The organism is Kitasatospora sp. NPDC056446, assembly GCF_042796115.1.
In the GTDB taxonomy this organism is placed as follows: Bacteria; Actinomycetota; Actinomycetes; order Streptomycetales; family Streptomycetaceae; genus Kitasatospora.
Genome location: NZ_JBHTRF010000001.1, coordinates 236,547 through 257,370, shown reverse-complemented (window position 1 = coordinate 257,370; position 20,824 = coordinate 236,547). Strand labels below are relative to the sequence as shown.

The 20,824-nt window shown below is 72.2% G+C and carries 19 protein-coding genes and 1 pseudogene; 7 read left to right on the top strand and 13 right to left on the bottom strand.

Going from position 1 to position 20,824, the window contains the following annotated elements; translation table 11 throughout:
• Positions 1–99 precede the first annotated feature (99 nt).
• Complete coding sequence (locus ACFQ6N_RS01250) at positions 100–1,263, top strand: protein-L-isoaspartate O-methyltransferase (RefSeq protein WP_380646049.1); 1,164 nt, start codon at positions 100–102, stop codon at positions 1,261–1,263.
• Between the two features lie 378 nt (positions 1,264–1,641).
• Here ACFQ6N_RS01250 and ACFQ6N_RS01245 read toward each other — a convergent pair whose 3' ends face one another.
• The 3 genes and pseudogenes from ACFQ6N_RS01245 to ACFQ6N_RS01235 form a co-directional block, all read right to left on the bottom strand.
• Positions 1,642–2,145, bottom strand: coding sequence for a hypothetical protein (locus ACFQ6N_RS01245; protein WP_380646048.1), 504 nt, complete (start codon positions 2,143–2,145; stop codon positions 1,642–1,644).
• 92 nt (positions 2,146–2,237) lie between these two features.
• Positions 2,238–2,711 carry a hypothetical protein gene (locus ACFQ6N_RS01240; protein WP_380646047.1) on the bottom strand — a complete coding sequence of 158 codons (474 nt, stop codon included), beginning with the start codon at positions 2,709–2,711 and terminating at the stop codon, positions 2,238–2,240.
• Positions 2,712–2,938: 227 nt separating this feature from the next.
• Positions 2,939–3,571 (bottom strand): annotated as a pseudogene (locus ACFQ6N_RS01235) (HAD family hydrolase).
• Positions 3,572–4,425: 854 nt separating this feature from the next.
• On the opposite strand from ACFQ6N_RS01235, the gene ACFQ6N_RS01230 reads away from it, so the two are divergent.
• The 4 genes from ACFQ6N_RS01230 (at position 4,426) to ACFQ6N_RS01215 (ending at position 7,897) form a co-directional block, all read left to right on the top strand.
• Positions 4,426–4,824, top strand: coding sequence for a hypothetical protein (locus ACFQ6N_RS01230; RefSeq protein WP_380646046.1), 399 nt, complete (start codon positions 4,426–4,428; stop codon positions 4,822–4,824).
• Complete coding sequence (locus ACFQ6N_RS01225) at positions 4,824–6,593, top strand: alpha/beta hydrolase (protein ID WP_380646045.1); 1,770 nt, start codon at positions 4,824–4,826, stop codon at positions 6,591–6,593. The genes ACFQ6N_RS01230 and ACFQ6N_RS01225 overlap by 1 nt, the downstream gene beginning before the upstream one ends.
• Complete coding sequence (locus tag ACFQ6N_RS01220) at positions 6,590–7,240, top strand: hypothetical protein (RefSeq protein ID WP_380646044.1); 651 nt, start codon at positions 6,590–6,592, stop codon at positions 7,238–7,240. The genes ACFQ6N_RS01225 and ACFQ6N_RS01220 overlap by 4 nt, the downstream gene beginning before the upstream one ends.
• Positions 7,241–7,417: 177 nt before the next feature.
• Positions 7,418–7,897: a hypothetical protein gene (locus tag ACFQ6N_RS01215; RefSeq protein ID WP_380646043.1), complete on the top strand. Its 480-nt coding sequence runs from the start codon at positions 7,418–7,420 to the stop codon at positions 7,895–7,897.
• Positions 7,898–7,996: 99 nt separating this feature from the next.
• Here ACFQ6N_RS01215 and ACFQ6N_RS01210 read toward each other — a convergent pair whose 3' ends face one another.
• The 5 genes from ACFQ6N_RS01210 to ACFQ6N_RS01190 all read right to left on the bottom strand — a co-directional run bounded on the left by ACFQ6N_RS01210 (position 7,997) and on the right by ACFQ6N_RS01190 (position 13,605).
• Positions 7,997–8,452 (bottom strand): hypothetical protein, encoded by a 456-nt coding sequence (locus ACFQ6N_RS01210; RefSeq protein ID WP_380646042.1) that lies wholly within the window; start codon positions 8,450–8,452, stop codon positions 7,997–7,999.
• 145 nt (positions 8,453–8,597) lie between these two features.
• Entirely contained in the window at positions 8,598–11,735 is a 3,138-nt protein-coding gene (locus tag ACFQ6N_RS01205) for an ATP-binding protein (protein WP_380646041.1), read from the bottom strand.
• On the bottom strand, positions 11,728–11,997 hold the full coding sequence (locus ACFQ6N_RS01200) for a hypothetical protein (RefSeq protein ID WP_380646040.1): 270 nt from the start codon (positions 11,995–11,997) through the stop codon (positions 11,728–11,730). Before ACFQ6N_RS01200 ends, ACFQ6N_RS01205 begins: the two co-directional genes overlap by 8 nt.
• A gap of 658 nt (positions 11,998–12,655) precedes the next feature.
• Entirely contained in the window at positions 12,656–13,198 is a 543-nt protein-coding gene (locus tag ACFQ6N_RS01195; RefSeq protein ID WP_380646039.1) for a hypothetical protein, read from the bottom strand.
• 5 nt (positions 13,199–13,203) lie between these two features.
• Positions 13,204–13,605 carry a hypothetical protein gene (locus tag ACFQ6N_RS01190; protein WP_380646038.1) on the bottom strand — a complete coding sequence of 134 codons (402 nt, stop codon included), beginning with the start codon at positions 13,603–13,605 and terminating at the stop codon, positions 13,204–13,206.
• Between the two features lie 339 nt (positions 13,606–13,944).
• Here ACFQ6N_RS01190 and ACFQ6N_RS01185 point away from each other — a divergent pair, with 339 nt between their 5' ends.
• On the top strand, positions 13,945–15,060 hold the full coding sequence (locus ACFQ6N_RS01185; RefSeq protein ID WP_380646037.1) for a hypothetical protein: 1,116 nt from the start codon (positions 13,945–13,947) through the stop codon (positions 15,058–15,060).
• Between the two features lie 162 nt (positions 15,061–15,222).
• Here the strand turns inward: ACFQ6N_RS01185 and ACFQ6N_RS01180 are convergent, their stop codons facing one another.
• The 5 genes from ACFQ6N_RS01180 to ACFQ6N_RS01160 form a co-directional block, all read right to left on the bottom strand.
• Entirely contained in the window at positions 15,223–15,912 is a 690-nt protein-coding gene (locus ACFQ6N_RS01180; RefSeq protein ID WP_380646036.1) for an SDR family NAD(P)-dependent oxidoreductase, read from the bottom strand.
• Positions 15,913–15,997: 85 nt separating this feature from the next.
• Positions 15,998–16,660, bottom strand: a complete 663-nt coding sequence (locus ACFQ6N_RS01175) for an NmrA family NAD(P)-binding protein (RefSeq protein ID WP_380646035.1) — start codon at positions 16,658–16,660, stop codon at positions 15,998–16,000.
• A 121-nt stretch (positions 16,661–16,781) separates the two neighbouring features.
• Positions 16,782–17,444: a hypothetical protein gene (locus ACFQ6N_RS01170; RefSeq protein WP_380646034.1), complete on the bottom strand. Its 663-nt coding sequence runs from the start codon at positions 17,442–17,444 to the stop codon at positions 16,782–16,784.
• Between the two features lie 70 nt (positions 17,445–17,514).
• Positions 17,515–18,675, bottom strand: a complete 1,161-nt coding sequence (locus tag ACFQ6N_RS01165) for a DUF4185 domain-containing protein (protein WP_380646033.1) — start codon at positions 18,673–18,675, stop codon at positions 17,515–17,517.
• Positions 18,676–18,932: 257 nt separating this feature from the next.
• Entirely contained in the window at positions 18,933–19,697 is a 765-nt protein-coding gene (locus tag ACFQ6N_RS01160) for a metallophosphoesterase family protein (protein ID WP_380646032.1), read from the bottom strand.
• A gap of 299 nt (positions 19,698–19,996) precedes the next feature.
• On the opposite strand from ACFQ6N_RS01160, the gene ACFQ6N_RS01155 reads away from it, so the two are divergent.
• On the top strand, positions 19,997–20,761 hold the full coding sequence (locus ACFQ6N_RS01155; RefSeq protein WP_380646031.1) for a maleylpyruvate isomerase family mycothiol-dependent enzyme: 765 nt from the start codon (positions 19,997–19,999) through the stop codon (positions 20,759–20,761).
• The last annotated feature ends 63 nt before the right edge of the window (positions 20,762–20,824 follow it).

The following is a 20,824-nucleotide window of genomic DNA, read 5'->3' as shown; positions in this document are numbered from 1 at the left end:
GGCGCCGGATCCGGGGCAGGGCACGCCGCCCCCGAACAACGCCGACGGCAAGGTCGAGCCGGCGCCGCCGAGCGACGGCAAGCACAAGAAGGGCTGAGGGTGGACGCCGGGGGCCCGGCCGGACACCGGGCGCGCCTGAACGCGCAGATGGACCGGCGCGGGGCGTGGCCGGAGGATTCGCCGTGGCTGCGCGAGGCCTTCGCCGCACTGCCGCGCGACCGGTTCGCGCCGGACCGGCTGTGGCGGTGGGACGGCCGGGCCTACGTGCCGGTCGACCGCGCGGACGAGCCGGACGGGTGGGCCGCCGAGCTGTACTCCGGCCTCGACGCGGCGGCCGTCACCCAGCTCACCGGCGACCGTCCGTCGTCCTCGCTGTCCGCGCCCTCCGTGGTGACGGACATGCTGGACAGTCTCAGGCTGGAGCCCGGGCACCGGGTGTGGGACGTCGGCACGGGGCAGGGCTGGACCGCGGCATTGGCCGCCTGGCGGACCGGGCCCGGCCTGGTCGGCACCACCGAGGTCGACGAACACCTGGCCGCGTTCGCCCGGTCCCGGCTCGCGGAAGCCAGGCTCGACGTCGAAGTGGCGGTGGGCGACGGCACCGGCGGCGGGGTGCCGGACGGCGGCCAGGTCGACCGGCTCCACGCCACCTACGCGGTGGAAACCGTGCCCTGGCACTGGGTGGAGGCGGTGCGTCCGGGCGGACGGATCGTCTACCCCTGGGGCCGGCTCGGGTACGCCGCCCTCACCGTCACCGACGACGGCGCTGCCGCGCACGGCTGGGTCCACGGCCTGGCCCAGTTCATGGGCGACCGGACCGGTCCGGCGCAGCCGAGCAGCGGGCCTGGCGCGTACGCGCGGGTGCGCGAAGGCGCCGAGCCCGAGACCCGCCTGATCCTGCCCCGTGACCCGGCCGGCCTGGAGGACTGGCACCTCCGGTTCGCGTTGCGCGTCGCCGTTCCGGACATCGTGCTGTTCAGCGAGCAGAGTGGGGAGGGACCGGTCGTCCTGGTCCACGACAGCGACTGCTCCTGGGCGGAGATCCGCCCGGACGCGGACGGGCGCACGGTGCTGTCACAAGGCGGGCCGCGCCGGCTCGGCGACGAGCTGCTGGCCGCGTGGTCCCAGTGGGAAGGCCTCGGCAGCCCGGCCCTGTACGACTACGGCATCACCGTCACGCCCGATGCCCAGTGGGCGTGGCAGGGCGACCCGGACAACGGTCCGCGGTGGCCGATCGGCCGTCTGCGCCAGACCACGAGGTGACCCCGCCGAGGGCTGGGCCCGCAGCCTCGTCCGCTCGTACGGGTCGGCTCGGGTCGGGTCACCCGCCGGTGTGGAACCCATCCTCCCCGCACCAGCAGGGATCAGCCGAAGTTCGCGACCGGCGGTGTCCTCCCTGGCTACTCGTCCCCGCGCCGGCGGGGGTCAACCGTTTATTGGCTGGGCCAAGAGCGCGATCCCCGGCTTCTCCCCACGTCAGCGGGGGCAGCCGGTCACCATGCCCATCCTGAAACTCGCCGTAGTTGCGTTCGCAGCCGACATCGGAAGTGCGATCCTGCCGGTCATGATCCTCTGACAGGCGGCACCACGAAGGCCGCCCCCATCCGGTCTTCCGGATGGGGGCGGTTCGCTGTGGTCCGATCAGTACGTCGGACAGATGTGCTTGCGCACGGCCGCAAGGATTCGCGCCGACTTCTCCGCCCCGAAGCCCTCCGGGTGTTTCGACGAGGTGAAGCGCTTGTTTGCAAGGTCGACGAGTTTCGCCTGGTCGTTCGGCCACTCGGCGACGGACGTGCACTGGTCACGGCCACGGCTGACCGCACGGTCGGCCTTGTCGCTGACGATCTCCGGATCGATGGCTGTCAACGCCGCGATGTAGGCGGCGGTGGTAGCGGCATCCGGCTTGGCCGGCGGCCCGCTCGGCTTCGCCCCGGCGGGCGCGGCCGCCGTCGCCCCGGCCGGCGTCGTCCCGGCCGGCGCTGGTGTCTGAGGCGCGGCAGGTGCCGCCTCCGGGGTCTGCGGGGCCGTGGCCGCACTGCTCGGCGACACGGCTCCCTTCGAGCTGCCGGTCGAGCTGGAGCACGCCGTCGAGCCGACGGCGAGCAGCGCGACGACGGTGGCCGCGACAACAGTACGGATGCGCATGATCCCCCCTGGGACTGGTGTGGTGCGCGCGCGACGCTACCGGGTTACCGGTCGGCCATCTGTGTTCGTGGCCGATCTGTTATGGCCCGGGGCTACCGGGTTGCTCCCTCGGGCCACAGCACCCGGACGGGTACACCGCAGCGCCGCGCGTAGGCCACGACGTCGGCGGTGCCGCCGTACCCGCGCGCGGGCAGGCCGTCCCAGACGGCCAGAACGACGTCGGCCATGCCGACCACGGCTTCGCTGCCCGCCATGTGCGCCGCATTGTCCGAAGCGGTCATCCCGGTGCGGTGGACCTCGGCGGCTCGGCTGAACAGCCTGTCGTAGAGCGGGTGGTGGTCCGAAGGCAGGCCGTTCCGGTACTCCTCGGCCGGAACGACGACCTCAAGAGTTCCGCCTCGCTCCAGGACGAGTTGGGCAAACCAGCTGTCAGGACCGTCCGCGAGCATCGAAACGGCAGTCAGGTCCGGCCCGTCGCAGGCGCGCACGGCAGCGTCGAGGAGTTCGCGGACCTGTTGCTCGACGTCTCCGGTCAGCCCCCTGTGGCCGGTGATCCCGATTCGCATGCTGCCCCTCCTACAGGTGCACGTCGTGAAGGCGGTCGTCGAACGCTCGCATCAGACCGACGGACCGGTGACACGGTCCTCCGGCCCGCCGTACAGCGATCCGGACCCGGCGGGACGGCCAGGCCAGAGGCGCGCGGCCCTCTCCGTGGTCGCACTCGGAACGGTACCGGCGCCCGTATGGCGTCGGGCGAGATCGCCCCAACGGTCACACCGTCGGGGCGATCCTGCTACCGGCCGACCAGCAGGTCAGCCAGCTCGGTCAACGAATCGACCGTCCAGTCCGCCTCCGCTGCCACGGTGGTCAGCCCGATCGGGCCGCGGCGGATGTGAGCGGCTCGCAGTCCTGCCGACCGGGCGGGCGTGATGTCGTTCGCCAGGTGGTCGCCGACGTACACGATCTCGTGAGGCTCACCAGGCGCCCACCCGATCACCCGCTCGAAGAAGTGGGGTGCGGGCTTCGACACGCCCCACTCAGCCGAGGTGGTGATGGCGTCCGCCGGGAGCGCGAGGCCGGTCAGTAGGGCCGAGACCGCGGCGTTCTGGTTACCTGCGATGCCGATCCACAGGCCGGCCTGACGCAGACGGGAGAGAGCCGGTCGCACGTCCGGGTAGAGATCCGTCTCATCGAGGTAGTCGCCCTGGCCGGCATCCTGACGGACGCGTCATTCCGCACCCACGTCGACACCGGGCCGGACGATCCGGATGGCGTCGGCGTTGTCCCGGCCTTCGGCTACCACCATGCCCACCAGAGCCGACAGCGTGTGCTGCGGCACCCCTAGCCAGCTCGCCCAGGCGCCCCAGTAGCGGGTGTCGCTGGTCAGCGTCTCGCCGATGTCGAACACGACAGAGCGAATGGGCATGGGGCGGGCCTACGCCTGACCGGGTTGTCCGATGCCGGTCGTAGGGTGGTTCGCATGGCCGACCCTGAACCGCCCGCTGACCCACTGCCCCTCCATGTCGCGGCGCTCCCGCTCGGCGCAGAGCGGGCGGTGACCGAGGCTCAGCCAGCCACCGGGGACACCGAGGCAGCGCGCGAAGGGTAGCTCGCGGCCGCGCTGTACGCTCACCCAATCCGCGAGGAGCTGCGCCGCGCCGGCCAACGCCAGGGCTTGCGGCGGGCCGGCCTCGACGCGGCGAAGGAGGCGACCGCCGGCGAGTGCCATAGCGGCGGGTCCTCCCCGCACCGGCGGGGGTCAACCGCTGGTTCTGCTCAACGCACGGCTCGACTACCGCTCCTCCCCGCGCCGGCGGGGGTCAGCCGGTGGAGTTGTCGACCGAGTAGATCAGGCCGAGTTCCTCCTCGCGCCGGCGGGGGTCGGCCGTAGCGGATGACGATCGGGGCCCAGTCGGCTATCTCTTCTCCGCGTCAGCGGAGGTGGCGGGACGGGCTCGGTCCCGCAGGCCCCGCCGTCGCCACCCCTTGGAGTGTGAACGATCCGGTCGTGTGTCACGCGTGCGGGTGGTGGGCCCGTCGTCCGTGTACCGGAGCCGGGGCGCGTCGGCGGCGGCCCGCAGGCGGGCCCAGGGCCGCACGGGGCCGGTCCGTTTCGTCGGATGCGAACGTTCCGGCAGGTCCGCACGGGTGTGCCCGGTCTGCTACGTTCGCGTGCACGAGTGGTTCGATCATGCCTGCGGCCGGGTGCGCCGCGGCGCGGTCGTGGTGGTTCCGGTCCGTGGGAGAGCGCGGGCCGGCGGACGAGGGGGACGGACATCCATGAACGCGTACGCGGCGTCGGACGGGCCGGGCTGGCCCGGCGGGTTGTACGGGCAGCCGCAGGCGGCGGCGCCGCTGGGGTCGGGGTTCGGGATCAACCCGGCGGACCTGGACCTGGCGGCGAAGGCCGCGAAGGAGAGCGGTGAGGCGATGCCCAACGAGTTGAAGGCGATCCACCAGCCTTCGGACTCGGTGGTCGCCGCGCTGTCGGGTTGGCGGGTCGGTGCCTCGCTGCACAACTGCACCTCGGCGTGGGAGGAGCTGTTGAACAAGCTCGCCTCCGAGGTCGACGGGGTCGCCCTGAAGCTGGGCCAGACCGCGACGGACTACCGCAACGCGGACAAGAACGGCGCGTCCGGCCTGAAGCCGTCCGGCCTGTTCCCGCAGGGGGTGAGCTGATGGTCGCCCTCGCGCGGCTGCGCGACACGGACCTGTCGGGCCTGGCGCCGGCGGCCACCGCCTACGACACCCTGTCCGGGAACTTCGGCAAGCACGTCCAGACGATGCAGCAGGAGGTGCTCAAGCACGTCCTCAACTCGAACTGGGTGGGCAACGCCGCCGGTGCCGCCAACGCCTCGCTCCAGCGCACCAGCAACCGCCTGGACGCGGCGCACACCGAGATGTCGGCGGTCTCCGGGCTGCTGCGCGAGGCCTCGGAGAGCTTCCTGCTGGCGCAGTCGAAGCTGAAGGCCGCCTTGCAGGAGGCGCAGAACCTGGGGCTGACCGTCGCCGACGACGGGACGGTGACCTGGCCGCCGCCGGCCAAGGCCGAGAGGAACGACCCGGACTACGACATCCCGCAGCGGGCCCGGGCGCTGGCGAACCGGATCTCCGCGGCCGTCACCGAGGCGGACAACGCCGACCAGAAGCTCGCCGGGCTGCTGGACGCGCTGACCGAGCGCGCCCGCAACGGCACCGGGCTGGACACCGACAAGGCGGCTGCCGACCTGAAGGCCGTCACGCAGCAGGGCGTCGACCTGATGGCCGCCGGGTTCCCGCCCGCCGGCGCCGCGCCGACCGAGGTCAACTCCTGGTGGAAGGGCCTGACGCCGGACGAGCAGCAGCGGCTCATCCAGTCCCACCCGGACCTGCTGGGCATGCGCGACGGCATCCCGGCGACGGCCCGGGACCAGGCCAACCGGCTGAACCTCGCCAACCTCATCACCAAGTACCAGCAGAAGCCGAACCTGACGGACGACGAGAAGCAGAAGCTCGAAGGCTTCCTCGCGATCAGCAAGCGCCTGGACACGGACAAGGACAAGCAGCCGCCCAGATTCCTGATCGGCGTCAGCGAGGAGGGCCAGGGCCGCGGCATCCTGTCCTTCGGCAACCCGGACACCGCGAAGAACGTCAGCGCGTACGTGCCGGGGCTGGGCACCACGCTCGGCGCGGTCGGCGGCAAGGACGGCGACCGCGCCCTGAACGTGTGGAACGCCGCGCACAACGCCGACCCCAACTCCGAGACCGCGTCGATGGTCTGGCTCGGCTACGACCCGCCGCCGGGCCTGGAGAAGCTCCAGAACGGCGACATGCGGCCGCTGGAGGTGATGGGCGGCGATCGCGCCGCCAAGGGCGGTGCCTCCTACGACAAGTTCATGGCCGGGCTGCGCGCGACCCACGACGGGCCGCCCGCCCACCTGGTCGCGCTCGCCCACAGCTACGGCTCCACCACCGTCGGCCTGGGTGCCCAGGCGCCGGGCGGCACTGGCGCCGACGACATCATCCTCGTCGGCTCCCCCGGCACCGGCGCCGGCAAGGCCTCGCAGTTGCACATCGACCCCGGCCACGTGTGGGTCGGCGACGCGGAGAACGACCCGGTCAGCCACCTGCCGTCCAAGGGCCGCGTGGCCACCGACGCCCAGGGCGTCGGGCAGGGCCTGCTCACGGGGGGCCCGATCGGCGGCGCCGTCAGCGGCTACGTCGCCGACAAGATGTACGACTGGTTCGGCCCCGACAACCAGCTCTGGTTCGGCCAGGACCCGGCCGGCAAGGAATTCGGCGCCAACCGCTTCGCGGTCGCGGACGGGCCGGACCTCTCCTTCGACTCCCACTCGAACTACATGACCGACCCCAACGACGCCAAGTCGAACACCCTGGAGTCGGTCAACAACATCGGCCAGATCGTGGCCGGACAGTACGACCACGTCACTCGTCAGGACCACCGATGAACCACCGCCGACGCCCCACCCTGCGCCTGTCCGCGGCCCTGGCCGTCCTCGCGCTCGCCGTCACCGCCTGCGCCGCCGGAGCCAACGGCAGCGCGGGCGGCGGGGCGGGCTCCGGAGCGGGCGGCGGCAGCCGGGCCGGGAGCGAGACCCCGCCCGGCCCGCTCGTGCCGCCCGCGCAGGCCGTCCAGAAGCTCGACTCCCTGCTGGACGAGGCCATGTCGGGCGTGCAGCCGGCGCTGCACTACCGGGACGCCTGGCCGCAGGCCACCGTGCAGTACTCCAAGGGCCTCGACGAGCACTCGCTCGGCTACGCCACGGCCTCCCGCCAACGCCACGTCATGACCAGGATCGCGCCGGGCAAGTACGGCGCCCTGCTGGACGCGGTGCGCGGCACCTGGAGCGCCAAGGGCTACCGGATCGACGCCGGGCCCGCCAACCTCCAGGCACTGTTCGCCACGACCGCCGAGGGCCACGGCGTGAGCGTCACCATCCACCCCGCCGGGAACATCGACTTCGGGGCCACCGTCGGCCCGGTCGCGGTGCCCGACGGCCGTGACCTGTTCGGCACCCCCACGCCCGAACCGGTCACGACGGGCGGCAGCCCGGACGTCCTCCCGACGGACGAGGACCCGTACTGGTCGTCCTGACCACCGCACCGGGGCGGGGCATGGACCGGGTCGCTCCCGGGCCTTCGGCCGCCCCGTCACCCCATCGCCCTGTCACCCCATCGCCCCATCGCCCCGGCGCGACTGCCTGTTGTGGCCGCCCGTCGCGGCTCCCGCACGCCCTCCCCCACGCCCCCTCCCCGTTCCGAAAGCTTCCGTATGACCCCCGAACAGGCCGTCCAGGCGCTCGACGCGCTCCTCGACGAGGCGATGTCCGCCATCCGTCCCCCGCTGCGGTACCGGGACGGCTGGCCGCGCTCCACCGAACGGACCGGCGGCCCCGACGACCGCTCCCTGGGCTACGCCACCGCTACCCGCGACCGGTACGTGCTGACCAGGGTCGCCCCGTCCAGGTACGGCGCGCTGCTGGGCATCACCGAACGCGGCTGGCAGGCACGGGGGTTCCGGCTCACCGCGGTCAACCCCCGGCAGCCCTCGATGTTCGCCGCCACGCCCGCCGGGCACGGCGTGTGCCTGCTCGTCGGCGCCGCGGGCAACATCACCTTCCAGGCCACCGTCGGGCCGATACCCGTGATCCGCGACCGCGACCCGTTCGGCACCTACGTTCCCGAGCCGACCCTGCCCGACGGCCGCCCCGACATCCTGCCCCGCTACGAGGACCCGTTCTGGTCGCACTGAGCCTGGGTTCCGGACCTGGACCCGGATTCCGGGCCTGAGCCCGGCCCTGCGTTCGTCCGACGTCTTCTCGAGCTCCCGGGGAACGGATCCCCGTTCAGGTCACGCGGCTGCTTCGGCCGGCGCCGGTGCCGAAGGCCGGTGCCCACGCGAGGAGCGCCAGGTGCGCCACGTGCGCCAGAGAAACACCGGCCAGGCGATCGCCGCCGCCAGACCGCCGACGGCGAAGGCCGTCACCAGCAGGTAGGAGGAGCCGCCCGCCGTGGAGAAGACCCCGCCCGGGGCACCGGAGTCCCGTGCGGCGGCCGTGTCTCCGATCCGCAGGGAATCCGGTCCGTCGTACAGGAGGACATTCGTGCGCGTGGACGTGCCGTCCGCCGCCTTCCAGCCGCCGTAGTAGTCACAGGATCCGTGGGTGCAGGACTCCCGGACGGCGGTGAACGTCCCGGTGACTCCGCTGCCGCTCTGCGCCTTCCACGCCGGTACGAGGTCGGGCGCGGCCTTGGCAAGGCCGATGAGGGCGATGACGGGAAGGCCGATCCAGAGGAAAATCGACATGCGCCAGTGACGCTTTGAAGAGGAGTCGCTCACGACGGTGGAGCCTACGACGCAGGCCGGTTTTCGTATAACCATTTCAGCCGTGAAAACCCCCGTACGCGGCACATTTCGCCCTGCGCATTCATGGCGATGAGACCAGCCTCACTCACGCACCCCGCGCGATCCGGTCACGTGCCGCGGCGGCGCGCGGGTCGTCGTAGCCGGCCAGGAGGGCGAGCGCGTCCTCCCGGTGACGGCGCGCCGCCTGCGGGTCGTCGGCGAGCAGGGCTTCGGCCAGGGCGTCGAGGGCCAGGGCCTCGTGCCAGCGGTCGGCGAGGCCGTGGTGGGCCGCGGCGGCCCGGCGTAGGAAGGCCGCCGCCTCGGCGGCGCGCCCGAGGCGGCGGTACGCCTCGCCCGCGCCGTACCAGGCCAGCGCCTCCCGGCTGCGGTCGCCGAGGCGGCGGTGGAGGACGGCAGCGCGCTGGTAGGAGTCCAGGGCGTCGGAGTGCTGTCCGTCGGCGCGCTGGGCGTCGCCGAGAGTGAGCAGCCAGAAGCCTTCGAGCCGGTGGTCCCGCAGGTCGAGCGCGATGCCGACGGCGGTGTTCGCGGCGGCCAGCGCACCGGCCGGGTCACCGTCCTCGCGGCGGATGTCGCTCAGCAGGCGCAGGGCGTTGCCCTCGCCACGCCGGTTCTCCAGGGCGCGATGGGTCGTCAGGGCCTCGTCCACGGCGGCCGAGGCCTGCGGCAGGCGCCCGGCCCGGTAGTGCGTGCCGGCCAGGTTGGCGAGGGTGGTGGCCTCCCAGTGCGCCTCGCCCTGGGGCCGGAACCCGGCCAGGGCCTGCTCGAAGTACCGTACGGCTTCTGCCAGTTGTCTCCTGTGCAGGTGCACCAGGCCGAGCAGGTTGAGGGAGTGCGCCTCGTTGAGCCGGTCGCCGAGCTCGCGCCACAGCGCCAGCGCCTGCCGGTGGTACTCCAGGCTGTCGCCGAGCGCGTTGGTGCGGGTGCACCCCATGCCGAGGTCCGTGAGCAGCAGGGCCCGGGCGCGGTCGTCGCCGAGGCGTTGCGCGGCCGCCAGGCCGACCCGGCCGGCCGCGAGCCAGTCGGCGCCGGGGGCGGAGGGCGCCTGCGCGTTCCACAGGACGGCGGCCAGTTGCCAGGTCCGCCGGTCCTCGCCCGCGGCGTCGGCAGTGTGGACGGCCTGGAGGAGGTTGGCGCGTTCCCGTTCGGCCCAGTCCACGGCGGCGTTGTAGTCGGCGAAGGCCGTCGGGCGGACGCCCTCGGCGGTGCCTGCGTTGTCCTCGCTGCCGGCCACGGCGTCGGCCACCAAGCCCACCGGGTCCAGCGGCAGCCGGGCTTCGGCCGGGCGCAGCCACTGCTGGGCGGCGTCGGCGGTGTGCAGGTACCAGTCCAGGACGCGGCGCAGCGCGGCCCGGCGCTGCGCCGGGGTCTCCTCGCGCTGGGCCTGGTCGGTGGCGTAGGCGCGCAGGAGGTCGTGGAACTGGTAGCGGTCCGGTGCGCTCTGCTCGACGAGGTGGGCACCGACGAGGGCGTCGAGCAACTGGCGGGTGCGGTTGGGGGCGAGGCCGGCCAGGGCGGCCGCGGCGTGCAGCCCGAAGTCGGGGCCGGGGTGGAGGCCGAGGAGGCGGAAGAGTCGGGCGACCCGGTCGGGCAGCGCCCGGTAGGACCAGGCGAAGACCGTGCGCACCGCGTCGGCGTCCCCGTCCTCGCCGACGCTGAGCGCGTCCCAGAGCGCGGACTCGTCGCGCAGGTCGGCGATCAGCTCGTCCAGTCCCATGTGGGGCAGGCTGGCCGCGCGTTCGGCCGCGATGCGCAGCGCCAGCGGCAACCGGGCGCAGAGCCGGGCGAGTTCGGTGAGCTGCCCCGGATCGTCCTGGGGCCGGTGCCCGGCGGTGACGGCGCGCAGCAGGGCGACCGCCTCGGGCTCGGGCAGGGTGCCGAGGGTGAGGCGGCGGGCGCCGTCGCGTACGGCGAGACCGGACAGGCGGCTGCGGCTGGTCACCAGGACGAGGCTGCCGGAACTACCGGGCAGCAGCGGGCGGACCTGGCTCGCGGCGGCGGCGTTGTCGAGGACGACGAGGACGCGGCGGTCGGCGAGCAGCGAACGGAAGAGGGCGGCGGCCGCGTCGGGGTCCTCCGGGACGGACGGGGCGGGGACGCCGAGGGAGGTCAGGAAGCGGTGCAGCGCCTCCTGGACGGTGACCGGGCGGCCCGGGTCGTACCCGCGCAGGTTGACGTAGAGCTGCCCGTCAGGGAAGCGGTCGCGGGCCTGGTGGGCCCAGTGCAGGGCCAGGGAGGTCTTCCCGGCGCCGGCGGTCCCGGCGATGACGATGACGGCGGCGTCGGTGCTGCCGCCGCTGCTACTGCCACCCGGTGGCACTTCGGCAGGACCGGCCAGGACCGCGTCCAGTGCGCGGAGTTCCTCGACCCGGTTGACGAAGCCACGGACGTCGGCGGGCAGTTGGCGGGGCCTCGGGGCGGCGCTCCCGTCACCGGACGCGCGGTGGAAGTGGATGCCGCCGCTGATGTCCCGCGCCTGGACGACGTCCTGGGCCGACGAACCGGACACCGAGGACCGCGTACGCCCGAGGGTGCCGGGGCTCCCGCCGTTCCCGCTCCTCTCACTGTTCTCGCTCTTCCCGTCCGCCTCGGTGGACCGATTCCGTACGGGCGGGGAAAGGTGGGCCACTTCGCGCTCGAAATAGGCCCCGACGTCCTCGCCGGCGCGGTGGAGATCCTTGACGTAGTCCTCCCACCGGAGGACGAGAGCGGGATCGGTGAAACGGATCGCGCCGACCGGGGACCCCGTTTCCGAATACCGGACCTGATAGAGCGTACGGCCGCCCAGAACGACGATTTCCGGCAGCGGACCGAATTCCCCGCCCTCGGAATCGGCGAGCGCCTCCGCACCGACGATGCTGATCCGCTCACCGCATTCGGCACGGATCCGCAGCGAGTGCAGCTCCCACTGGAGATAGGCCGTCAGCGGCTTCTCCACCACCCGGACCCGGTGGAAGAACGACTGCCGTTCCTCGTCCTCCCGGCCGATCGCCAGCAGCGCCGCGCGCCGGCCCTCCAGCAGGCGCAGCGCCTCACTCCAGTCGCCCCGGCGCGCGGCCTGCCAGCTCGCACTCCCCTGCTCCTCGAAGTGCTGACGCCGCTCCAGCTTCCAGGAATCCCGGCCACGGACCCGCGCGTCCCGCTCACGGAAGTCACGCCTGTAGTCCTCGCGGGACAGGGCCTCGCCCCACGCGGACCGCAGCTCGGGAGCCCGTCGATCAGGCATCCGCGATGTCCGCTTTCGCCACGCTCAACATGAGCCCGGGAATGACCACGAGCCGCTCGCCCGACCCCAGGACGACGCCCTCGGGAAGCCGGCTCCCGTAGTCCTCCGTGAGGTCACGGCCGATCACGGCGATATCGCCGTTCGAGAGCTGCCAGATGTCCGGGCATTCGTCCCGGTTCTCGGACGTCCCGAGCTCCTTCGCGGATTTCCCCAGCCGCTTGACGAACGAAGCGGAAGGATCGGCTTCCCATCCACGAGCCATGCCTACCCCCAGTGATATTGCTCTCGGCACAGAGCCGCAGATTCAGCATCTTACACCTGACGACTGGTCAGGGGAATATTCGCACATTCAGTTTCTACCGATAATGATCACCATCTTGGCATATTCATCCCGCATTGCGCCGGACGGCATTCCCCCGCGCCGGGCGCACACGCCGCACGCGCCTAGCCCAGGGGGCGCACCGCCCGGGGCAAGGGGCACCCACCATCCGGCCCGACGGGCCCGCACACCGCACGGGCAGCACGGGGCGCCGGTGGCATATGGAGTGATTCGCAAGCCCTTTGACCCTTTGACGCCTCAACAGCCCACACGCAGCGGCGGTATGCTCGCACGGCGCGGCGCAAAGAAATGACAAGGCCCCTGCATTACCCCGGGTCAGAAAGAGTCCTCCCCACACCGGCGGGGATCAGCCGGTCGAGCCGACCGAGGCGATGCTTGAGTACCCGTCCTCCCCGCACCAGCGGGGGTCAGCCGCGGGCCATGCATGAACTGACCGGCGTCCCGGAGTCCTCCCCGCATCAGCGGGGTCAGCCGTGCTGCATCGAGATCCCCTGCCCGGACTGGACATCCTCCCCGCGCCAGCGGGGGTCAGCCGGAGTCGGGGCCACGCGGGCCGGCAACCGGCCGTCGGCCAGCCGGCTCAGCACGAGCCGCTGACGTCGGGTGCGGGGGCGGCGGGTGCGGGGGCGGCGGGGTGGTGATCCCGTCCCACCGCCCTCGCGTCGATAGTCCGGAAGGCCTGCATGCCATCGATGGTGGCGCCGTCGGGATTCCTCCCGACGGCGGCCGCGAGAACGGCGGGGAGATCCGCTTCGGGGACAGCGGAGGTCAGCTCCGCGAAGACTTCGGGGAAGTCGGCGTCATCGATGGCGCCCAGATGCTCCTGACGCAAGCGGTGGACGACCTCCACCAGCTCGGGCCGCAGCCGCATCCAGGCGCGGGAGGTCCGGATCTCCTCCGCTACCTGGTCCATGAACCAGCGCATGGCCTCGTACGGGATGTCCAGGTGCCGCCCTTGGGGATCGAAGCACACCGTCGGCTCACGTGCAGGGTCCTCGTCGGGGACGACCGCGATCGCGACGGCCCGTTGCTCCCGGACGAGGTCGAGTTCCAGATGCCAGGCGTCGTCGGACACGCAGTTCATGACGGTGATCGCGTAATCGCGGCTGGGGTGCGTGACCATCGTTCTCAGGCCTTCGGGTCGGTCAGCGGTGTGGTGTGGACCTCCGTGTCCGGGGCCGGCCGCGAACCGGCCCCGACGAGGAAGTCGGTGAGGAGGCTCGGTTCCTCGATCTGCCGGACGGAGCGAATCGGCTGTCCCACGAACCGGGCCATCGGAACATCCGGCGGATCGTCGGCCACGGACACCCTTCCGTACTCGTCCATCGCGTACGGTCCGTGCGGCTGCTCGACCCGCAGGGACAACCCGGTCGAGGGCGTATGGAACACAACCGGGCCCAACCCCTCCAGGTGCAGCCACAGGTGCACCAGTGACGGATCGTCGTCGGCGTAGTGGTGCCAGGCCGTGGTCACCTTCAGCAGGCGCCTTCCGACCAAGTCGGCAGGAAGGAGTTCCTCGTCGTCGATCACCCTCCGATGCTCGCACGGCCTCACCTTCAGGACACCCGAGTTACCGACGGGCTGCCATCGGCCGCCCTCCCCCCGCCGACCCGGTCGGCGACCACGACGTGACCGCCACGCGACCGCGACGGACGGAGGGCGGGGCCAGGCCCTCTTTCGGATCTTGCTGGATTGGTGACTCGCTTTCCGGGTGGTCGAGTGTTGCTCTGACGCTGGACAGGTCCCGTGGTGGGACGACGGGGTGGCCGGTCGGTTCGCCCTGTACGAAGTCGGGTGGTTGCGGTGTTGTCGGCGCACGCGCCTAGGGTGACCGGAAAGATCATCGGTAGAGCCGGTCGGGAGGGCGTCGTGGCCTGGTGGAACAGGAAGCAGGGGGACCGACAGCGGTGGGTGCTGGACCCGCTGGTGGGAGTGGGGCCTCTGCGGTTCGGGATGGACCCGCAGCAGGTCCAGGACGCACTGGGGGAGAAGGGCAACTTCAGCAGGTTCCAGGGCAGCTGGAGTACTGAGGCCACCCGGATGGTCAGCGAGCGCTACGACGAGCCCGGGCTGACCGCGTTCTACGGGCCAGGCCCAGGGTTGGCCGCAGTGGCGATCAGCGCCGTGGGTGGCCCGCTGGTACGTCTGGGGGAGGTCGAGCTGGTCGCCAGGGCGCCCTCCGAGGCGAGCGCGGACCTCCGCCGCCTCGCCCTGAAGGAGCGGGCCGAGGCGCGGGTGAACCGGTACGGCGAGGCGGAGGTGCCGGCCTGGGGCGTCTCCCTGGGCGTCGCGCAGGACTGGGGCCTGGCCCCCGAAGGGCACCTGCAGCGTCGGGACACGGTGATCACCGGCCTCCTGGCCACCGGCCCCGAATGGGCTGAAGACCTTTGGAACGCCGGGCCGGTCCGCGACCGGCTCGGGCGGCACGAGGAGCCTGCCGATGCGGGGCCGTGGCTGGTGGCAGACGCCGAGGACCGGCCGCGCTGGTACTGCACCCCGCTGGAGGGAGTCGGTCCGCTGCGCTTCGGGATGAGTCCGCAGCAGGTGTCGGCCGCCCTGGACGGCGAGGTGCCGGCCGAGAGCCGAGGCCACCACCCCTTCCCGGTGGGCAGCCCTTGGGAGGACCAGGGCACTCCCGAGGAGTGGCACGTGAGCAAGGAGTACTACGCCCGGGCCGGGGTGAGCACGCACTACTCCTACGCGTCGCAGGCGCGCAGGGGTTCCGCGCTGGTCCGGGTGAGCGTCCACGGGCGCAGCGGCCCCCTGGTGTCCCTCTACGGCATCGAACTGATCGGCCGCAAGCCCTCCGCCGTCGAGGCGGACATCATCCGGTACACCCAGGACCGCGGCCTGGACCTGCGCATGGGTTGCGGCGGGGACATCGGCCCGGGCGACTCCCAGGTGTGGGCACGGGCGGAGCGGGCAGGGGACACCTCGGTCAGCGCGGCCTGCTTCTGCATCGAGGACTTCGAGTACCACGGCTGACCCCGCGTCCAGAAGCCGATCAGCCAGTCGACGCCGGCTCCTCTCCCGTTCTACGCAGACGTTCAGGCGTGCTCACTCCGGTCTTCCCGGCCGCCCGATGCGCGCTGATTCGACAAGATCCGAAAGAGAGGTCCTAGGCTGCGGCAGTGGGGACGGTGTCGGCTACCAGGGGAGGCTGCCCTCGGCGCCGAAGTAGCCGCCGGTCGGGCCGTCGGGGCCGAGTCGGGCCATGCGGACGATGATCTCGGCGCCCTGTTCGACGGTCTGTGCGCCCTCGTGCCGGTTCAGGTCGGTCGCGGTGTAGCCGGGTTCCACGGCATTGATCCGCATCTGCGGGAACGCCTTGGCGTACTGGACGGTGAGCATGTTGACGGTCGTCTTGGAGGCCGGGTAGGCGGCTCCCGGGTAGGCCTTGCCGGACAGCGCCAGTGAGGCGAGGCCGCTGCTGACGTTGACCACGACCGGGGCGGCGGAGCGCTCCAGCAGTGGCAGGAAGGCGTGGGTCACCCGGACCAGGCCGAAGACGTTGGTCTCGAACACCTCTCGCATCACGTCGGCGGTCAGTTGCGCGGCGCCGATGATGCCGCCCTCTGGTGACCGCACCTCGATTCCGGCGTTGTTGACCAGGACGTCCAGGCCGCCGTCGGCCCCGATGGCGGCTGCGGCAGCGGCGACCGACGCGTCGTCGGTGACGTCGAGTCGGACGAACCGGGCGCCGAGCCCGCTCGCGGCCGCCGTGCCCCGGTCGACGTTGCGCGCCCCCAGGTAGACGGTGTGGCCGGCGGCGATCAGGCGGCGGGCGGTCTCGTGGCCGAGGCCCTTGTTGGCCCCGGTGATCAAAGTTGTCGTCATGGGCACAGCCTTCCTCCGGACGCTGCGATCGGCCAGTGGTTTACGGTGCGCCCGCGAGAAGGTGACGATCCGTCAAGGATGTTGACTACCGGGAGCGTACGGCGGCCTCCACGATCTCGCGGACGGTCTTCGCGGGGCGGCCGATGACGGCTTCCAGTGTGGGGTCGGTGGCGTCGAACTCGCCGTTGCGTGATGCGGCGAACATCGTCAGGGCGAAGTCCGCGGCCGGGCGCGGCATTCCGCCGGCGACCGCTGCCGACGTCCAGTCGTCGTCGTCCATGACGACCCGGGTGACGGTCCGGCCGGTGATCCGGCCGAGGATCTCGGCGACCTCGGCGAAGTCCAGCACGTGGGGTGCCGTCAGCGGCGGCGTGATGCCTTCGAGCGCGCCCTCCTCGGTCAGTGCGACGGCCGCCGCCTCCGCCAGGTCCTCGTGGGCCGTCCACGACACCGGGCCGTCCTGCGGCGCGGCGAGTGTGCCGGTGGCCAGTGCCGCGCCGATGTAGGAGTTCAGGGTGGCGGCGTAGAAGCCGTTGCGGAGGGCGGTGCAGGGGACGCCCTGCCGCCTGAGGTGGTCCTCGGTGGCCGCGTGGACCCGCTGCGGGGGGAAGCGCGAGTCGGGGGACGCGGCCTGGTGGCTGGTGTACAGGATGTGCCGGGCGCCCGCGTCCCGCGCCGCGTCGATGGCGGCGGTGTCGGCGGTCAGCGCGCCGCCGCCCCGGATGGCCGCCGAGACGACCTTCCGCATCCTCCTGCCCGAACTGCCCGGCCTCAGCACGGCCGAGGCCGCCCTCCTCGACGAGTGGCTGCAGCGCTGATCCACCCCACCGCGCCGAGGGCCCGGCTATTTCGGCGGGCCCCGGTCGGAACTACCGGCTGCCGCTCAGGGGCGAGGGCCAGGCGGGGTCGTGGTGCGGTCCCCCGGCCAGGTGGGTCAGCATGCGCTCCGCCGTGTACGGGGCGGTGCTCTGCGGGGCGCCCGCCGTGACGAGGGCCGCACTGAGCCTCGTCCGTGCCGTGTCCGGCAGGTCCGGGTCGTCGAGGAGGGGGAGGACGAGCAGCAGGCGGACGTCGGGGTGCTCGACGCCGTCGGCGGCGGCCCCGGGCACGGGGTTGTCGGCGATCCGGAGCAGCTCACGCCATGTCAGCCCCGCGCCCGAGAGGCCGTCCTCCCGGCCGGCGATCCGCTGTGGGCGGCTGCGGCCGGGGCGGGTGAGGAGGTAGTCGATGTCGTAGTCACCGGTCAGGTTGCGGTAGACCACGACGACGCCCGGCCCTTCGACTGCGGGTATCCGGAACACCGGCCAGCGTTCGGGGTCGAACAGGACCTCGGACATGGCGTCGGCGTCGGCTCTGTCGTCGCCGAACCACTCCGGGGTCGGGCGCTCCGCATCGCCTCCGGGGCCTCCGGGGCCGCCGGGGCCGCCGGGGCCGCCGCACAGCGTCATGAGGTGGTTCGACCAGAAACCCGGGCGCTCCGGCAGCGACTCCCCGGCGACCAGCGGGGCGTCGTCGTATCCCTCGATCAGCATCCCGTCAGCCTGCCACCGGCCACTGACACAGCGGCCGGGTCCGGTGGCGGCTCGGGTTGCTGGGCCGGGCTCAGGACAGCATGGCGATGCGGTACTGCATGATCCGGTAGTTCGTCGAGTCGTACCACTGGCTGACGACGATGTGGAAGTTGCCGAACGTCGAGCCGGGGATGACGAAGCCGCCGTACGGGCTGGCCACGAGGTTGCCGGTGTCCTGGCCGGGGGCGCCGGGGAGGATCATGGTCTGCTCCAGCGTCGTGGTCAGGTCGGAGGTCGGGAGGGCGAAGACCATCGCCCGGATCGACAGCGGGTCCATGTTCAGCCAGGTGAGGACGTACTTGCCGTCCATGGCGCGGAAGCACATCTCACCCCACTTGCGGGTGCCGAAGACCGTCGTCGGCGCGGGGGCGTTCCAGCGCCAGCCGCCGTCGGCGTAGCCCCAGGGCTCGTACGCGTCCGGGTTGCCGAGGCTGTCGTTGCGGACCCGGTGCAGGAGCATGCCGGACTCGACGTCGCGGTTGAAGACCGTCGACAGGACGTAGCAGTAGCCGTCGGCGGCCACCGCGTACGTCTTCTGCTGGAACTGGCCGCCGTGGAGGTCGCCCGCCCACTGGCACAGGTACTCCCAGGTCTCGCCGTTGTCGGTGGAGCGCCAGAAGTCGGTGTGGTGGGTGTCGTAGATGACGCCGCGCATGAGGTGCATGTACAGCACGCCGTCGACGACGAACACGTCGGACGGGATCGCCGTCGTGAACTTGTCGCCGACCGGGTTGTGCGGCTCGTCGACCAGGCTGGTGGCGTGGCTGCCGCCGACGCTGCCGTCGATGCTCAGGTTGCCGAGGTCCGCGCTGGAGGAGCGGAGGCCGACGGGGGCGCGCCAGTCGGTGGCGCCGACCTGGTCGCCGTCGAAGGTGTCGCCGCAGACGAAGAGCATGGTGCCGTCGGGACAGCGCACGGGGATGCCGAGGTCCGTCCACGGCGCGGCGAACGGACCGGTCTCGGCGGGGCCGCTGAGGTTCTTCACCTTGGTCGCGATCGTCGGGGTGGTCGGGTCGTTCGGCCCGCCGGCCGTCGCCGCCGGGGCGCCCGCGGCGACGGCGCCCGCCCCGGCGGCGACGCCGAGGCCGATCCTGAGGACTGTGCGACGGGAGGGCCCGCCGGTCGTCGCGTCGTTCCCGCCGGAGCTCCCGCCGGTCGTGCTGCCGGAGTTCCCGCCCGATGAGTGGGTCATGTTGTCGGTGGCCTTCCCGAGTCGACGAGTTCCATCCGCGTCCATCGCGTCCATCGCGTTCATCGCGTCCGTGTCGAACGGATCGCCACCGAGGCTAGGGCGGAAGGCCGCCGCCCCATTGCTCGGTTGACGAACTTTCACCTGAACGGGTTCTGCCCGCCGGGCTACCCCGGGCGGCCGGGCCCCGCTCCGGCCCTGCCCGTGCTCGACAGGGCGACACCGCCGGTCCGGCGGCCCTGGCGACGTCGACCGCCGCGTCAGTGCCAGGGCTTGTCGCGCCCGTCATGTGGAGCAAAGATCCGGTACGCGACTTCCTCGGTGGCCCGCGCGTTCAGGCAGTAGTCCGCCCATTCCGCCGCCCGGTCGAAGGTGGAGTCATCGGCGATCCGGGCAGCGGCGGACTCGATATCGAAGAGGGTGGACCGGAGTTGGACGCCCGGGCCCAGCAGGGCCCAGTGGGCGCCGGCCCGGCCGTAGGGCATCCCCACGCTTCCCGGGTTGACGACCAGCCTCCCTCCGGCCAGCCGGGTGTAGGGCATGTGGGTGTGTCCGCACACCACGGTGCCGACTGCCTGGTCCACGTCGCCGAGGACCTCGTCCCATCGTTCGGGGCTGGAGTCGACGAGCACCACTTCCTCGTCGTCGCGAGGGGTGGCGTGACAGAACAGGACCTCGCCCAGTCCGCGGACCTGACGGGTGAGCGAGGTCGGCAGGGCCTCCAGCAGATCGACCTGGTCGTCGCGTAGCCGCTCCGCCGCCGAAGGGCCAATCGGGTCCGGGATCGACGCGCGCGTTCCCCTGCGGTACTCGACCAGCTCACGATCGGCGTTGCCGCGAATCCAGGCGGCCCGCTCGCCGAGTCCGACCAGTAGGTCGAGCACCTGCACCGGCTGCGGGCCACAGGCGATGTCTCCGGTGAGCACGATCAGATCGGCGTCCCGAACATCGGGTTCGGCCAGGACTGCCTCCAGCGCGGGCAGCACACCGTGGATGTCGGAGAGGACCACTACTCGGTTCAGCATGACGACCAATATTCAGTACGCCGTCACCTCGTGGAGGAGGTACGCGGAGAACGACCTTCCCCTGACCGGATTCCCGAAAGGAGAGCGCCGCGCCCCGGACTCCCCGCTCTCCTGCGGCTCCAGGTCCGTTCCCTTTTCGAACGGGTCGCGTGGGACAGGACTCCGGTCATGCCACGGGGTTCGGCATCGCTTCACCGTCGGACTGAAGCCCGGTGAAGCTCCACCATCGTGAGAGGACACCTCATTTGGGGGCCTTAAATCGAGTGCGAGAGTTCCGGTCCGGGTGATAAATGTTCTGCGTGACTGAGCAATTCTCCTTCCCCACCCTGCTGCGGATGATCGACGAGCGGTCCGCCGCGTTCCGCGCCGCCGTCGCTGCTGCCCCCAGCCTCGACGCCGACGTCCCGTCCTGCCCGGGCTGGACGCTGTACGACCTGGCGAACCACCTCAGTGAGGGGGACCGCTTCTGGGCCCACATCGTGCTGAACACCGCGCCGGGCGACGAGCGGCCGAACAAGGACGGGCTGGCGGCGCCCAGGGAGCGCGAGGCCCTCATAGCCTGGCTGGCCGACTCGACGGAGCAGTTGCTCGCCGCTCTGCGCGAGGCCGGCCCGGACCGGGCCTGCTGGGCCTGGTGGGCGCCGCTGGCCTCGCCGCACACGGGGGCCGCCGTGGCCCGCCGCCGCGTCCACGAGTCGCTGATCCACACCTACGACGCCCAGCTGGCCTCCGGTGCGCCGCAGGAACTGCCGACGACCGAGGCGGTCGACGCCATCGAGGAGTTCCTCGCCACCGTCTGCACCGTCACGGTCCCGTGGCCGCACGAGCCCGCCACCATGGACTACCACGCGGCCGAGGCCGGCTCCTGGCGCCAGACGGTGGACGCTGCCGGGTCCCGCTTCACCCGCCTCACCGCGGCGGAGGCCGCCGAGAGCAAGCCCACCGCCGCCATCTACGGCACGGCGAGCGAGATGGCCCTGCTCATGTACATGCGCATCCCGAACGGCTCGCTGCGGATGGAGGGCGACGCCGACCTGCTCCAGCAGTTGCAGAACGGGGGCTGACGGCTTGGGGAGCGGTAAGAATCCGGGCAGGCTCGGCTGAGCAGTCCGCCTGGGCTTGCTCAG

Excerpts from the sequence above, each read along its gene's own strand:
- ACFQ6N_RS01245 (WP_380646048.1), bottom strand. The coding sequence starts at position 2,145 with ATGCGCATCCGTACTGTTGTCGCGGCCACCGTCGTCGCGCTGCTCGCC.
- ACFQ6N_RS01240 (WP_380646047.1), bottom strand. The coding sequence starts at position 2,711 with ATGCGAATCGGGATCACCGGCCACAGGGGGCTGACCGGAGACGTCGAG.
- ACFQ6N_RS01200 (WP_380646040.1), bottom strand. The coding sequence starts at position 11,997 with ATGGCTCGTGGATGGGAAGCCGATCCTTCCGCTTCGTTCGTCAAGCGG.
- ACFQ6N_RS01220 (WP_380646044.1), top strand. The coding sequence starts at position 6,590 with ATGAACCACCGCCGACGCCCCACCCTGCGCCTGTCCGCGGCCCTGGCC.
- ACFQ6N_RS01225 (WP_380646045.1), top strand. The coding sequence starts at position 4,824 with ATGGTCGCCCTCGCGCGGCTGCGCGACACGGACCTGTCGGGCCTGGCG.
- ACFQ6N_RS01180 (WP_380646036.1), bottom strand. The coding sequence starts at position 15,912 with ATGACGACAACTTTGATCACCGGGGCCAACAAGGGCCTCGGCCACGAG.
- ACFQ6N_RS01160 (WP_380646032.1), bottom strand. The coding sequence starts at position 19,697 with ATGCTGAACCGAGTAGTGGTCCTCTCCGACATCCACGGTGTGCTGCCC.
- ACFQ6N_RS01195 (WP_380646039.1), bottom strand. The coding sequence starts at position 13,198 with ATGGTCACGCACCCCAGCCGCGATTACGCGATCACCGTCATGAACTGC.
- ACFQ6N_RS01175 (WP_380646035.1), bottom strand. The coding sequence starts at position 16,660 with ATGCGGAAGGTCGTCTCGGCGGCCATCCGGGGCGGCGGCGCGCTGACC.
- ACFQ6N_RS01215 (WP_380646043.1), top strand. The coding sequence starts at position 7,418 with ATGACCCCCGAACAGGCCGTCCAGGCGCTCGACGCGCTCCTCGACGAG.
- ACFQ6N_RS01210 (WP_380646042.1), bottom strand. The coding sequence starts at position 8,452 with ATGTCGATTTTCCTCTGGATCGGCCTTCCCGTCATCGCCCTCATCGGC.
- ACFQ6N_RS01170 (WP_380646034.1), bottom strand. The coding sequence starts at position 17,444 with ATGCTGATCGAGGGATACGACGACGCCCCGCTGGTCGCCGGGGAGTCG.
- ACFQ6N_RS01165 (WP_380646033.1), bottom strand. The coding sequence starts at position 18,675 with ATGACCCACTCATCGGGCGGGAACTCCGGCAGCACGACCGGCGGGAGC.
- ACFQ6N_RS01230 (WP_380646046.1), top strand. The coding sequence starts at position 4,426 with ATGAACGCGTACGCGGCGTCGGACGGGCCGGGCTGGCCCGGCGGGTTG.
- ACFQ6N_RS01205 (WP_380646041.1), bottom strand. The coding sequence starts at position 11,735 with ATGCCTGATCGACGGGCTCCCGAGCTGCGGTCCGCGTGGGGCGAGGCC.